Origin of the sequence: Priestia sp. YIM B13552, from assembly GCF_042787775.1 — a bacterium.
Taxonomy (GTDB): Bacteria; Bacillota; Bacilli; order Bacillales; family Bacillaceae_H; genus Priestia; species Priestia megaterium_E.
This window is the reverse complement of record NZ_JBHZOU010000006.1, coordinates 292,000-305,573: the sequence shown is the minus strand read 5'-3', so window position 1 is coordinate 305,573 and position 13,574 is coordinate 292,000. Positions and strand designations below refer to the sequence as shown.

Genomic DNA, 13,574 nt, shown 5'->3' with positions numbered 1-13,574 from the left:
CAGTCACCAGTACAATACCGGCAGCTGGCTGTTTAAAAGGTGCTTTGAGTCCTGTCTCACAAACAGGGTGCAGTCCCAGGTGCTTTTGTTATGACTCTTTGGAAGCGGCTGTTTCAGCCGCTGCTGCTTTTAAGCCGTCATTTACTTTTCTTCCATTCTCTAAATACTCTGTTTTGAAGCCGCTTTTTAAAGCCCATGTGTAGAAGAGAAGGGAAACAACAACAATAATTCCCATATCCCATCCATATTTAATAACATTAAGGCCTCCAAACTTTTCGCTTCCAAGCCATGAAATAGTCATCATACAAAGTAAGTATACAACCATCCATACGCCGCCTTTGAAGTTTTGTCGAAAACCTTTCCATTTAGCCTTTGCTTGATAATAAAAATAAATAGGAAGGCCGATTAAAATAATAAACAAAACTTGTCCCGTCAGCGGCCAGCGCGCCCAATATAGTGTTAAAGAGGCGAAAATAAAACCTAGCGGCGCAATAATGCTTAATCCTTTTAAACGAAGGGGACGATATAAATCGCTTCCAGTTCGTCTTAGCGTCATAACCGTAACAGGACCTGTAATGTAAGAAATAAGCGTAGCGACTGAAATAATTTCAGCCAGCACGCCCCAGCCCCGAAATAAAAACAAAAAGACAAGAGCAACAGCTAAGTTAAAAAACATGGCTTGACGCGGAACACCATAAATAGGATGAAGGCGTCCTAGAACACTTGGTAAATATTTATTTTGTTCCATACCATAAATCATTCGAGCAGTAGTAGCTGTATACGTAATACCCGTTCCAGATGGTGAAACAAACGCATCTGCATACAGTACAATGACAAGCCAGTTAATGTTAAGGGCAATAGCTAAATCTGCAAATGGAGAGTTGAAATTTAAATGACTCCATCCCTGCGCAATATCAGAAGGATTTACCGCACCGATAAAAGCAATTTGAAGAAGCAAATAAATGACTGTAGCCACTAAAATTGAGCCTACAACCGCAATCGGAATAGCTCTTCCAGGATTCTTTGCTTCTCCAGCCATATTAATGGGGCTTTGAAAACCGTTAAAAGCGAATACAATTCCAGATGTAGCAACAGCTGTTAGCACACTAGCCCAGCCGTTTGGTGCGATGCTGCTGCCAGAAGTGAAGTTCTCGCCGTGAAAGCCTACAAATAAAAGTGCTCCAATTGTAAGTCCCGGTATAACAATTTTAAAAATAGTGATCAACGAGTTGGCCTTGGAAAATAGTCCAACTGTCCAATAATTCAGTAAAAAGTAAATAATCAATAGCACAGTAGCGATAGCTAATCCTTCGCCAGTTAACGTTCCTTTTTCTACGAGGTGGCTTGTCCACTGTGCCCACTTCCAAGGCCACGAACTCATATACTGTACAGAAGCTACTGCTTCCACTGGAATAACGGATACAATCGCAATCCAGTTTGCCCAAGCAGCGATAAAACCAATAAACGAACCGTGTGAGTACTGCGTATACTTGACCATCCCGCCGGCTTCGGGAAACATGGATCCTAATTCACTGTAAGAAAGTGCAATAAATAAAATAACGACCATTCCAATGACCCATGATAAAATAGCAGCCGGCCCTGCAATTTGAGCTGCTCGCCAAGCTCCGAATAACCAGCCGGACCCAATAATTGATCCAAGTCCCGTCATGGTTAACGCGAATGTTCCCATTCTTCGATGTAAATTGTTCATCTGACTAACACCTTTCATGTAAAATAAGTCTTTCATTTAAACATTGTTGCTTTATTATTATTATTCTGAAATCTTTGGTTGTCAACTTTTGTCGTTACATGCAGTTCTTAATGCCTATTGATTTCCAGTTATGCAGGACAGCTATCCTCAACCTTTCTGTCACGGTAATTAAAGCGCTTTACTTTCTTTTTCATCCTACAGGAAACCCTACAGAAATAGATAAAAACCGACAAAAAGTTATCAAGTTCATACCTTATGCACTAGCAATATGAAAAAAATAGGGGATAAGTGGTAGTTGTATTCCCTAAAAATGTGAAGAAAAAACACGCTTCATAATAAAGCCCCTTTTGAATAGAGGAATACATACCTTCAAAAGGGGGGAGAGTTGGACCTTTATCTTTCTTGATGTTTATACTCAAGCAGTTTTACAACGTTTTCTACATCATTTTCAGCAGAAAGTTCGTTAATATTCACTTTATAAATAAGCGTATCCGTTGCAAAAAATTCATCTTCTCCTTCAGGCTTTACTTTTAAGTTTAAGATTTTTACCCGCACAATATGAGTGAACTTACCGCCTTTACCGGGCTGTATTTCACCCATTTGTATCCCGATATCATCTTTTTTAATCGGGCGAACTTTTACTTTTTTATGCTGTTTACCGTAAACCTTCTCATAATGAGAAGTAATATCTTGATGTACCCAAGGTTCAAGAGATTGATAAATAAAATCTTTTACTACAGGCTGACTTACGTGTGATTCTATATTTTCTTCTGGTATATTTTCTTCTGCGGAAATGGAAAGCGTAAAACAAAAAAAGACAAATGCTGCTAAAAATAAAAATTTTCCCACGAAAAAACCCACCTTACCTGTTCGTTTATGTAGCCGATTTTCTAGATCTGCCTCTTTATCTTTTGAACAAAGGCAGGAAGGTATGCACAATTTTTTTGTGGAATTTACCTTATTTAAAATCAATTTAGTTTAAATAAAATATGTTCTAAATAATTGATTGAAAATTCAAATGCGGTTTACGTACAAAAATAGCCAAGTGCGCCTTTACATAGGGACACTTGGCTATTTTCATGAACATTTTATGCTGCTGTTTTCTTATTGCCTTTGAAAATAAAATAAAGAGCTAATAACATAAATGCTACACCAATCCAGCGGGATAGATCAAAGGGTACTTCCTTGCTTCCAAACCAGCCGAAATGGTCGATAATCATACTTGCAAATAACTGACCGATAACAGTTGAGATATTAGCTGCTGTTACACCAATTTTAGGTACAGCTAAAACCGTTAGAAATAAATAAGATGCTCCGAATAAAGCGCAGGTAAGCTGCCATTTAGGGACATCGAAAACCGAGAGAATGTTTCCTTGACCAAAGAATACAACGACAATTGTTAAAATCATGGCACCTGTCGCAAAAGTTAAAAAAGCTGTTTCAAACGTACCTGTTTTTTTACTTAGTGTGCCGTTAATAGAAGACTGAGCGCTTAGCGTTAATCCTCCTATTAAGGTAAGTATCACCATCAATAAACTCATCGTAAAATCCTCCTAGAAAATAAGTACAAGCGCAATTCCCATACATACAATAGCCATTACGCGTTCTTTGTTAATTTTAATTTTGCTGCTGCCAAGCCAACCAAAATGCTCAATGATCATGCTTGTAATCATTTGGCCCACAATAACAGCAACCATTGAAACGCCAATTCCGATAAAGGGGATACTAATCACTAGAATTGTTAAATAAACCGTACCTAATAAACCGCCGGTTAAATTCCACTTAGGTGCTTTTAAGACGTAAGGTAAATCTCCTTTTCCAGCAAATAAAGTGGTCAGACCTAAAATGAGCGTTCCCATGATAAAAATATAATAACTGCTTTCAAGTTTCCCCACTGTTTTTCCAAGTTCTCCGGCAATAGCGCCTTCCATACTTAAAGCAGCGCCGCCTAGAACCGCAACCAAATAAACCAACAACTTCACATTTATCACTCCAATATTTCTTTATATTTGTATATCTAGAAAAATAGATATAATAAGTGAAAAAAACTCGTTAAAGTTTTTTTCGTAAGAATGAAGAAAGCTCTTGAAGCGTTTCTTCATTTCGGCGATAGTATGTCCATTGACCGTGCCGAATTGACTCTAACAAACCTGCTTTTTGCATCATGGAAAGATAACTGGACACTGTGGATTGAGACAGCTGAGCTTTTTCCTGAATATCTCCCACGCAAACACCGCCTCTGCTGCTGACCTCCTTAGGCAAATGTGCTTGTTTGTCTTTAAAATGCTTTTCAGGTTCTTTTAACCACTCCAATATATTTAATCGAGTTTCATTAGATAATGCTTTAAAGATATCAATAGGTTTCATACTTATTATTTTATTCGTAACAGCTCAGATGTCAAATGTTCAAGTTTGCATTTTATAGTCGAATAACAAGCGATGGGTTGAATTATAACAGCTGTGCAAGAAAAGTCAACTTATAATAGAGGATAAAGAAGAACGGTTTACCCAGTCATCTTTCTATGTTATATGACCAAGAAGTATCTTATTCTTTTGAGTAGAAAAGGTGACATATTCCTTATTTTTCAAGGGATAGTTTAGTAAAATAGAAAAAAGTGAATAACAAAAGAAGCTAGTCTATTTACTCAGGGGGAGGGCTGCATATGCAAGGGAAAACAAAACAAGTGCGCTTTCGTAATATGGTAGCGTATGGATTTGGGGATTTGTTTGGCGGAGGATCCTTTTTTATCATCGGCACATTATTTATGGTTTTTTTAACGGATGTAGTCGGGCTTTCTCCTGTAGAAGCAGGAACGATTGTAGCTCTTGGAAAAGTGTGGGATGCTTTGTTAGATCCAACCATCGGGTACATATCTGATCATCTTCAGACGAAAAAAGGACGAAGAAGAGTCTTTTTTCTTTTTGGAATCATTCCAGTTGCCATCACGTTCAGTATGCTGTGGATTCCTATTGAAGGCTCGCATATGTTCAAATACACCTATTTTATCTTAGCCTATCTTTTATTTAACACGGCGTTTGGTATGGTCATGGTTCCTTACAATACGCTAGCAGCAGAGATGACAACAGATTATAGCATTCGTTCGAAAATGACGGGAATACGCATGGTCTTTTCACAAGGCGCTTCATTTTTAGGCGCTTTCTTCCCAAAACGAATCATTGATGCGTTTCCAGGTGGACAAGGGTATTTAATCATGGGCATTATCTTTGGTCTTCTTTTTGCTCTTCCATGGATTTTTGTCTATAAAGGAACATGGGATAGCGGAGAAGTAGTGAAACGAAAAAAGCAAAACGGATTTTGGTTAGAATTTAAGCAGCTTTTTATCAGTTTTGGAAGTGCATTTAAAAACAAGTCGTTTAACGTGTATCTTGCCATGTACTTAGCATCTTACATTGCAATGGATGTATTTAATGCTCTTTTCTTTTATTTTATTGCCTATTACATGCTGCGCGAAGCTATTTATGCAGACACCCTAAGCTTTGTCCAAATTACACAGGTGCTATTTATTCCTCTTGTTACGTACATAGCCATTAAGTTAGGAAATAAATTAACCTATAACTTCAGCATGATCATATGGGGAACGGGCATTATTTTATTCAGTTTCCTAACAACAGATAGCTCTTTAGTTCTTATTTATCTAGCAGCATTTTTCTTAGGAAGCGGTCATTCAGGAGCGATTATGATTCCATGGAATGTACTGCCGTTCGTATCAGATGTAGATGAAATGATTACGACAAAAAGAAGAGAAGGCGTGTATGCAGGGCTGATGTCGTTTATTCGAAAATCTTCTCAGGCGCTTGCGATTTTTCTTGTTGGTGTTGCCTTAAAAAATATTGGCTATGTACCAAACGCCGAGCAGTCAGCGTCTACGCTAGCGGGCTTGCAAAAGCTTGTTCATGATTGTACCTGCTATTTTGATTCTCGCTGGAATTATCGCAACCATATGGTTTAAAATAAGTCCCGAAAATCACAAAATCTTATTAACTGAAATTCAAAGAAGAAAAAAGGGAGGCCGAGCGAAAGACGTTACTCCTGAAGCGAAAGCGGTTTGTGAAAGTTTAACGGGTTATAAATACGAACAGCTTTGGAAAGACGTAACCATTTCAAAAGAAATTCGAGATAAAACGGTTGTTTAACCTATAGCTTCGCGAAAATGCGCAAAATTTTTAGCGCAAACATCCGCTAATTATATCCAATAAGAAACTTCCTCTGACGTATTGCCTTTTGACAAGAAAAGAAATTCTCCTGTCTATCGACTCATTTTTCAGGTGAATTTTAGAAAGGAAGAATTTCTTGCCATTAAAGATGTGCAATTTGGCACGTCTTGATAGGGTGGATTGTACAACTTATAATAAAACTATAAACTAGCCATAGGCGCTTTCAATGCGCAGGTATAAATTAGAAAGAAGGAAGGTACAGTTTATGCCAATTCGATATGTTTGTCCACAATGCCAAGGAGCCGGTAAGAAATTTGGATTTATAAAGTGCAAAGTGTGCAACGGCGAAGGAAACATTATCATGTCTTCGAATGAGCCAGATCCAACTAAAAATAAAAAATTAAAATCATCTTCTAAACAAGATAAAGCAATGTAAGGTATTGCTAGTAAAGGTATGTATAAACCCCGCTTTTCTACAAAAAAGCGGGGTTTTCTTCTAGACAGACGAACGCTTTTCTTATGATACAATAAAATGAAAGTCGCTAAAATAAGGGGTAGGGAACCGAAAGAAGAGGGAGATAGATGGAATACACCGCAAAACAATTTACGCCGCAGTTAGAACAACATATACATACAGTTGAAAGATCTATGCAAGAACTTCTCAAATCAATATATGCACAATATAAAGAAGCTTTTGAAAAAAAAGGGATGGAGCTTTCTGTAGAAGTGATCCGTGAAGGGGCAAATCCTTTTCAGCCTGGTTACCATGCCACCATTCAAGTGGGTATTTTGGAAAAAGGTGAGTTTTTAGACGGTCTTTTTATTCCTATCTGGCACTGTGTACGCACGTTTTGGGGCATCCGTTCTTCGAGGAAGCTCCCAGGCAGCAAGATAACCGGCGAGCTGCTGGAAGAAACAGAAGAGGAAATAACAAAAGAAGTAGTAGGGTATTTAGAAATGCAGCTAGAAGATTAGAAGCACCCTGCTTCTAATCTTCTTTAAATTGAAGAAGGTGCAGTTTCTTTTTCAATTTGTCTTTTAGCACGAATAAAAGCCGTCAGCTGCTGAATTTCTTCTTGAGATAGTTCCGCACCGTCGACTGTAATCGTATGAGGTTGAGGCGATGTTAATTCGATTGATGCATCTGAAAGAGAATGAGGTTCCTTTTCCTTACCTAGCAAGTAGTCTGTTGATGTATCAAATAGTTCTGCGATTGTAACGAGTGCTTCAAGAGAAGGACGACGATAGCCAGATTCGTATCCTGCGTAAGTGCTTTTAGCAATTTCAAGCTGGTCAGCTGTATATTGAAGAGACCATTTTTTTTCTTTCCTGAGTTGAGCTAATCTGCTTAACATTCATGACGCTCCTTTGTAGGTATAGTATGTAAAAAAACCGAGGCATTCAGCTCGCGCGCAGATCTTTGTAATCAAACCGTGAGCTAATTTACATTTTTATTCATTATATCATTGCTGCAGAAAAAAGTGTACGCGAAACGAATAATTTTTCTCTTGATTTATTGATTTTTGGTTACTATAATTACAGGTGAAGTACGCGAAATGAATATAATTTATTTGATAGATTGTCAGGTTTTTTTACAACAATTAAGCAAAGGGGATGTCGGTTTTGAAAAAACTATTATTGTTATCAACTGGTGGAACGGTCGCTTCACTTGAAGGTGAAAATGGACTTGTTCCTGGAATGGAGCCAGATCAATTACTAAGCTACATACCTGATTTAAATGAACACTGTCAAATTGACAGCAAATCTCTTATGAATCTTGATAGTACAAATATGCAGCCAGAATGTTGGATAGAGATGGCAAAAGCGATTGAAGAGCATTATAATGAATACGATGGTTTTGTTATCACCCATGGAACTGATACAATGGCCTACACATCGGCAGCTCTTTCTTACATGCTTCAGCATTCTAAAAAACCAATTGCGATTACAGGATCTCAAATTCCTATTTCATTTAGTAAAACGGACGCGAAGCGCAATATTGCAGATGCGATTCGCTTTGCTTGTGAAGAAACAGGCGGAGTCTATGTAGTCTTTGACGGTCGTGTGATTCAAGGCACAAGAGCAATCAAGCTTCGTACCAAAAGCTATGATGCATTTGAAAGCATTAATTATCCATACGTGGCGTCTATCCATGATAATGCGGTGGAATATACAAAACCCGTTCGCTCTAGTAAAGAAGAGCTGACGGTTAATACATCTCTTTGTACGGATGTAGCGGTTGTTAAACTGTTTCCCGGCATTAAACCCGAATTTTTCGATGGATTAAAGGATGTATATCAAGGCGTTGTTGTTGAAAGCTATGGAAGTGGAGGTATTCCATTTCAAGTTCGCAACATTTTAGCCAAGCTTGTTGAGTTAACACACCACGGTGTATCCGTTGTCATTACGACTCAATGTCTTGAAGAAGGAGAAGACATGGGCATTTATGAAGTAGGCCGAATGATTAATCATGATAGCGTCGTTCGCTCAAAAAACATGAACACAGAAGCCATTGTTCCCAAATTAATGTGGGTGCTCGGACAAACCAAAGACCCTCACCAAGTTAAAAAGATGATGGAAACGTCGATTGCAGAAGATATTAATTAAAAAAGAAAGCAGGTACAGCTATGAAACAAGAAACAGCAGGATATCGTACAGAAGCTGATTTTCTAGGAGAAAAACAAATCCCAGCAGACGTATACTACGGTGTACAAACCGCACGTGCCGTAGAAAATTTCCCGATTACGGGTTATAAAGTACATGAAGAAATGATTAAAGCGCTTGCTATTGTAAAAAAAGCGGCAGCGCTTGCAAATATGGATACAAAGCGCTTGTATGAGGGTATTGGAAATGCGATTGTGCAAGCAGCTGATGAAATCTTAGCAGGTCAGTGGCATGAATACTTTATTGTGGACCCTATCCAAGGTGGAGCAGGAACGTCAATGAATATGAATGCTAATGAAGTTATTGCAAACCGTGCCCTTGAAATTATGGGAGACAATAAAGGCGAATACGGTAAATTAAGTCCGAACAGCCATGTGAATATGTCTCAGTCAACAAATGATGTATTTCCAACGGCTATTCATATTTCAACGCTGAACTTATTAAATAAACTTCTTGTTACAATGAATGATATGCACGATGTGTTTAAACGAAAAGCACAAGAATTTGATCATGTAATTAAAATGGGCCGTACGCACCTTCAAGATGCTGTACCCGTTCGTCTTGGTCAAGAGTTTGAAGCATACAGCCGCGTGTTGGCGCGCGACATTAAGCGTATCAGCGCAACGCGTGACCATTTGCATGAAGTAAATATGGGAGCGACAGCTGTTGGAACAGGCTTAAACGCAGATCCTCGCTATATTGAAAATGTAGTCAAGCACTTAGCCGATATCAGCGGTCTGCCTCTTGTGCATGCAGAGCATTTAGTGGACGCTACTCAAAATACAGATGCTTATACAGAAGTGTCTGCAGCGCTTAAAATCTGTATGACGAATATGTCTAAAATCGCAAATGACCTGCGTTTAATGGCATCTGGACCTCGTGCAGGTCTAGGAGAAATCAGCCTTCCTGCTCGTCAGCCTGGTTCTTCAATCATGCCAGGAAAAGTAAACCCGGTTATGGCTGAATTAATCAATCAAATTGCGTTTCAAGTAATGGGAAATGACCAAACGATCTCTCTTGCTTCAGAAGCAGGTCAGATGGAGCTTAATGTCATGGAACCTGTGCTTGTATTTAACTTGCTTCAATCAATCAGCATTATGAATAACGGTTTCAGAAGCTTTACAGACCACTGTTTAGCAGGAATTGAAGCAAACGAAACGCGCATGAAAGAATATGTAGAAAAAAGCGTAGGAATTATTACAGCTGTTAACCCTCACTTAGGCTATGAAGTCGTATCACGTATTGCGCGTGAAGCGATTTTAACAGGAAAACCAATTCGTGAGCTTTGCCTTCAATACGATGTGTTAACAGAAGAGGAATTAGATCTCATTTTAAATCCATTTGAAATGACGAACCCTGGTATTGCAGGAAGTTCATTGTTTGATCGTCAGTAAAAAGAACGGCTTCCCTAAGGAAGCCGTTTTTTTATAAAGACATTTGCTGAATGACTCGGCGCATTTTCTGAGCTGTTGCAGCCAAAGCGTCATCTTTTTCAGCAAACTGGGGAATTTGCGTATAAAAATCTCCGAAACACTCCTCTTGGTAGCGTGGAACGATGTGCATGTGAAAATGAGTTAACTCGTTAAACATTCCCCCGTTTTGAGAGAGAGTAACTCCGTCTGGAACAAAGAGTGTCTTCACTGCTTTTGTCATTAGTTTCGCTGCATTCATCACGGACAGCATGTGTTCAGTATCAAATTCGTCGATTTCCACTATATGTGTTTTAGGAAGAATTAAGAGGTGGCCTTCGTTAAATGGCTTGTGGTCTAACAGACATGTCACAAACAAATCTTCAAATATCACATGTGATTTCTCTTGGTTATTTGCTAATCGACATCCCAAACAATCTATACGTTGATTCCCCACTATGCGTTCTCTCCTTTTTATAAAGTATAGCGTAGTAATTATTGGAAGAAATAGCTTGAGATATAAGCAGCTATTTTTTACATTACCTTTTTTAATTCTCTTATATTTTACAAATTTTTACCATGGTTTTAATTGTAAAAACAAAATGATTACAGTATAATGACAGTGTAACAGTTAACTGTAACTAACAAGGGGGAATTGTTTGAATACATATACAGGCAAGCAAATTACGGAGTTATTAAATAATGAAGGTGCGGACTTGAACCTGCGTACGGTACGATATTACACGCAAATAGAAATCGTTCCTCCGCTAGTTCTAGTAGGGAATAAACGCGTGTATACAGATCAGCACATTCACTACTTTCGAGCTGTTTTAACATTATCAAAAGCAGGGGGGTCATTAGCTTCCATTCAAGAAACGCTGCGTTCAATGAGTGATGAAGAAGTAAAAAATATCGGTGCGCAGCTTCCTCTTTACCGAAGTAAACAAATTCAAAATCAAGAAATGCATCAAGTGAATGAAGATGTATTTGTCGCTATGAACCGAAATTTATCAGCGGACGTACGGCAAAAAGTGATTGAGTCTGTTACTCAGATTTTAAAGGATCATTCATCGCATGATTAAATTGGCCTTAGCAAAATCAGTGATGGAAAAAGAAGAAGGAATGAACCACCTTTGTATTGCATTTGAACGTTCGCAAGTAAAAGTAAAAAACATCACGATTGATATTCAGCTGCCCGAAGGTCTGTTTAAAACGACAAACTTAAATGGATACCTGGAAAACGAACAGGGGCAAATCGAAGTAAAACATATCGAAGATGAACCTCTATTAATAGAGCTCTACACGGAAGAGGCCGTTTTATATCCACAGGAAGAGATTGCAGTTGCTGTGACTTACCGGGATGAAAGCTTGCATATGCAGCAAGAAAGACATTCTCTAATAATTAAATTTACGGATGAAGATTTGATAGGAGATTCATTTTTAAATCATGAAATCAGTACAAAAGTGAAAAAATTTGCTCGTACTAATTCAGGGGAAGGAGGCGGTCACATGAACTTAACTCCATATGTAGTGGAACAAACAAGCAAGGGAGAGCGTGCCTATGATATTTATTCAAGGCTGTTGCTCGACCGAGTGATTATGCTCACAGGTGAAGTTACGGATGAAGTGGCTACTAGCATTATCGCTCAGCTTTTATTTTTAGATGCAGAAAACCCAGAAAAAGATATCAGCATTTATATTAATTCACCGGGAGGATCTATTACAGCTGGCATGGCTATTTTTGATACGATGCAGCTTATACGTGCAGATGTAAGCACATTGTGTATAGGGCTAGCAGCATCTATGGGTTCATTTTTACTAGCGGGCGGTCAAAAAGGGAAACGTTTTGCTCTTCCTAATAGCGAAGTGATGATTCATCAGCCGCTAGGAGGGGCAAAAGGACAAGCAGCTGAAATTGAGATTCGAGCAAAGCGTATTTTGCGGTTAAAAGACCACTTAAATGCACTGCTGTCTGAACGAACAGGGCAGTCGCTTTCAACAATTAAAAAAGATACTGATCGAGATACATTTTTTACAGCGGATGAAGCAAAAGAATATGGCATGATTGATCAAATTTTAGTTCATCAATAAGGAGGGAATTCTGTGGAAAAAGCAAATCGTTATTCAGTAGAATATGAATGGGAAAACGTAGTTTTTTATCAAGAGGTAGAAGCAATGACGATACAAGAAGCAAAAGAGTACGTTCAGCAGGCAAAAATAAACGCCTCTATTCGCGCTGTTCATGTCATAGAAGATGTCGAATCGTAACGAAAAACTGGATCCTTTCGGGGATTCAGTTTTTTTGAGCAAATGAAGCAGGGATTTAGATGAAGAAAGGAGAATGCAAAAAGAGATTTAAAAACGAGCAGCTGGTAGCATCATTCAACAAGAACATCTCATTTCAATTACACAAAGAAAGGTAGATGTAAATGAAAAAAGTATGGTCTGGATTAGTTGTTCTCATTGCTATTTGTTGGGTGATAACAGGATGTCAGCAAAGCAGTGCTTCAAGCGGTACTGTTGATCAAAAGCTCGTAATCGAAAAATACATAGCCGATAATCAATATGGCCATGCGGTTAAAATGAAAGACCAAAATCAAGTGCAGAAAGTGGAGCAGTGGTTAAAAGATGTATCATGGAGAGAAGAAAAAGCTGAAATGATTCGAAAACCTAACTACATTCTCCACTTTGAACCGGTGGAAACAAAAAAGGATATAAAGGTACAATCTTATCGAATGTGGGTCAACTTAGAAAACGAAACCGTTGAATTAGCTACAGATACACACTACGCACAGTTAAAGGGCAAACAAGCAAGATCATTTATTGAATTAGTAGAACCGAAATAGAAAGCAGCTATACAACAATGTTCAATGAAAGCTAAAACTGCACTTGTTCATATTGAAGCTATCTTCACCGATATGCTTGATGATCTCGAAGGTCCAAAGCTGCTCATTACTAACGCGCTTGATATGAGGGTATAGAAGTATTAAATGTGAGAGGTGACAAGCAGCAATTTTTAAATGTAGCAACAAAGAATTACACTTACAGGTAGGTCCATTGTTAAAATATTTTACTACAAGAAGTAAGGAAAAAAGAGAAATCAAAACGCTGATTTCTCTTTTTTATTCAGGCATGTCGATGATTGTTATTTCCGCGCATTTTGCGTAAAACAAAACTCACAATTAAGACTAAAATAACAGCACCAATAATAGCAGGAACAATTGCGAATCCGCCGATCTCTGGACCGAAATCTCCAAAAATTAGAGAGCCTAACCATGCTCCAATGAACCCAGCGATGATGTTTCCGATAATTCCACCTGGAACATCTCGTCCCGTTAACACACCAGCAAGCCAGCCGATAAGTCCTCCAACAATAAGCGTCCAAATAAATGACATATACCTAACCTCCTTTTTATAGGGAATTCCTTTTCATTCTTTCCTAAAACACACCCTGTCATGCGACATGCTTGCTGCAAACCCTTTTACATTTTTTCATTTATTTATCATATATGCTAAGATAGCCCAACATTAAATTGAAGAGTTATGTATGAGAATTCACTGTGAAAGTAACGATAAAACGAAGGAGAGAAGTTCAGCTTATGTACGGTTTAAAT

The 13,574-nt window shown here is 38.3% G+C and carries 18 protein-coding genes; 10 read left to right on the top strand and 8 right to left on the bottom strand.

Annotated elements, in window-relative coordinates:
* Window positions 1-88: 88 nt before the first annotated feature.
* The 5 genes from ACFX40_RS22735 to ACFX40_RS22715 all read right to left on the bottom strand — a co-directional run bounded on the left by ACFX40_RS22735 (window position 89) and on the right by ACFX40_RS22715 (window position 4,078).
* Entirely contained in the window at window positions 89-1,711 is a 1,623-nt protein-coding gene (locus tag ACFX40_RS22735; protein WP_098524736.1) for a glutamate/serine transporter AimA, read from the bottom strand.
* Between the two features lie 393 nt (window positions 1,712-2,104).
* Window positions 2,105-2,560 carry a hypothetical protein gene (locus tag ACFX40_RS22730; RefSeq protein ID WP_014459377.1) on the bottom strand — a complete coding sequence of 152 codons (456 nt, stop codon included), beginning with the start codon at window positions 2,558-2,560 and terminating at the stop codon, window positions 2,105-2,107.
* A gap of 239 nt (window positions 2,561-2,799) precedes the next feature.
* Window positions 2,800-3,252: a DMT family transporter gene (locus ACFX40_RS22725; RefSeq protein WP_013057779.1), complete on the bottom strand. Its 453-nt coding sequence runs from the start codon at window positions 3,250-3,252 to the stop codon at window positions 2,800-2,802.
* Between the two features lie 12 nt (window positions 3,253-3,264).
* Window positions 3,265-3,693 (bottom strand): DMT family transporter, encoded by a 429-nt coding sequence (locus tag ACFX40_RS22720; RefSeq protein ID WP_028409192.1) that lies wholly within the window; start codon window positions 3,691-3,693, stop codon window positions 3,265-3,267.
* Between the two features lie 70 nt (window positions 3,694-3,763).
* A complete protein-coding gene (locus ACFX40_RS22715; RefSeq protein WP_013083854.1) occupies window positions 3,764-4,078 on the bottom strand; it encodes an ArsR/SmtB family transcription factor in 315 nt (104 codons plus the stop codon).
* Window positions 4,079-4,374: 296 nt separating this feature from the next.
* Here ACFX40_RS22715 and ACFX40_RS22710 point away from each other — a divergent pair, with 296 nt between their 5' ends.
* The 4 genes from ACFX40_RS22710 to ACFX40_RS22695 all read left to right on the top strand — a co-directional run bounded on the left by ACFX40_RS22710 (window position 4,375) and on the right by ACFX40_RS22695 (window position 6,862).
* Entirely contained in the window at window positions 4,375-5,682 is a 1,308-nt protein-coding gene (locus ACFX40_RS22710; RefSeq protein ID WP_377256412.1) for an MFS transporter, read from the top strand.
* A complete protein-coding gene (locus ACFX40_RS22705; protein WP_377256409.1) occupies window positions 5,627-5,866 on the top strand; it encodes a hypothetical protein in 240 nt (79 codons plus the stop codon). The genes ACFX40_RS22710 and ACFX40_RS22705 overlap by 56 nt, the downstream gene beginning before the upstream one ends.
* 286 nt (window positions 5,867-6,152) lie before the next feature.
* A complete protein-coding gene (locus ACFX40_RS22700) occupies window positions 6,153-6,323 on the top strand; it encodes a hypothetical protein (protein WP_013057775.1) in 171 nt (56 codons plus the stop codon).
* Between the two features lie 146 nt (window positions 6,324-6,469).
* The gene (locus ACFX40_RS22695; protein ID WP_028409190.1) at window positions 6,470-6,862 is read left to right on the top strand and encodes a hypothetical protein; all 393 of its coding nucleotides are present in this window, start codon (window positions 6,470-6,472) and stop codon (window positions 6,860-6,862) included.
* Window positions 6,863-6,885: 23 nt separating this feature from the next.
* Here ACFX40_RS22695 and ACFX40_RS22690 read toward each other — a convergent pair whose 3' ends face one another.
* Window positions 6,886-7,242 (bottom strand): helix-turn-helix domain-containing protein, encoded by a 357-nt coding sequence (locus ACFX40_RS22690; RefSeq protein WP_028409189.1) that lies wholly within the window; start codon window positions 7,240-7,242, stop codon window positions 6,886-6,888.
* A 268-nt stretch (window positions 7,243-7,510) separates the two neighbouring features.
* Between ACFX40_RS22690 and ACFX40_RS22685 the strand changes: the two genes are divergently transcribed.
* Complete coding sequence (locus ACFX40_RS22685) at window positions 7,511-8,494, top strand: asparaginase (RefSeq protein ID WP_025751148.1); 984 nt, start codon at window positions 7,511-7,513, stop codon at window positions 8,492-8,494.
* Window positions 8,495-8,514: 20 nt separating this feature from the next.
* Window positions 8,515-9,945, top strand: coding sequence for an aspartate ammonia-lyase (gene aspA / locus ACFX40_RS22680; protein WP_014459383.1), 1,431 nt, complete (start codon window positions 8,515-8,517; stop codon window positions 9,943-9,945).
* 31 nt (window positions 9,946-9,976) lie between these two features.
* Here aspA and ACFX40_RS22675 read toward each other — a convergent pair whose 3' ends face one another.
* On the bottom strand, window positions 9,977-10,420 hold the full coding sequence (locus ACFX40_RS22675) for an HIT family protein (RefSeq protein WP_098334391.1): 444 nt from the start codon (window positions 10,418-10,420) through the stop codon (window positions 9,977-9,979).
* A gap of 199 nt (window positions 10,421-10,619) precedes the next feature.
* Between ACFX40_RS22675 and ACFX40_RS22670 the strand changes: the two genes are divergently transcribed.
* The 4 genes from ACFX40_RS22670 (at window position 10,620) to ACFX40_RS22655 (ending at window position 12,806) form a co-directional block, all read left to right on the top strand.
* Window positions 10,620-11,042, top strand: a complete 423-nt coding sequence (locus ACFX40_RS22670) for a MerR family transcriptional regulator (RefSeq protein WP_377256406.1) — start codon at window positions 10,620-10,622, stop codon at window positions 11,040-11,042.
* 427 nt (window positions 11,043-11,469) lie between these two features.
* Window positions 11,470-12,051: an ATP-dependent Clp endopeptidase proteolytic subunit ClpP gene (clpP, locus tag ACFX40_RS22665; RefSeq protein ID WP_060746381.1), complete on the top strand. Its 582-nt coding sequence runs from the start codon at window positions 11,470-11,472 to the stop codon at window positions 12,049-12,051.
* A gap of 12 nt (window positions 12,052-12,063) precedes the next feature.
* Complete coding sequence (locus ACFX40_RS22660) at window positions 12,064-12,228, top strand: hypothetical protein (RefSeq protein ID WP_165918639.1); 165 nt, start codon at window positions 12,064-12,066, stop codon at window positions 12,226-12,228.
* 161 nt (window positions 12,229-12,389) lie between these two features.
* On the top strand, window positions 12,390-12,806 hold the full coding sequence (locus tag ACFX40_RS22655; RefSeq protein WP_377256403.1) for a YhfM domain-containing protein: 417 nt from the start codon (window positions 12,390-12,392) through the stop codon (window positions 12,804-12,806).
* Between the two features lie 280 nt (window positions 12,807-13,086).
* Here the strand turns inward: ACFX40_RS22655 and ACFX40_RS22650 are convergent, their stop codons facing one another.
* Entirely contained in the window at window positions 13,087-13,356 is a 270-nt protein-coding gene (locus ACFX40_RS22650) for a GlsB/YeaQ/YmgE family stress response membrane protein (protein ID WP_013083843.1), read from the bottom strand.
* Window positions 13,357-13,574: the final 218 nt, after the last annotated feature.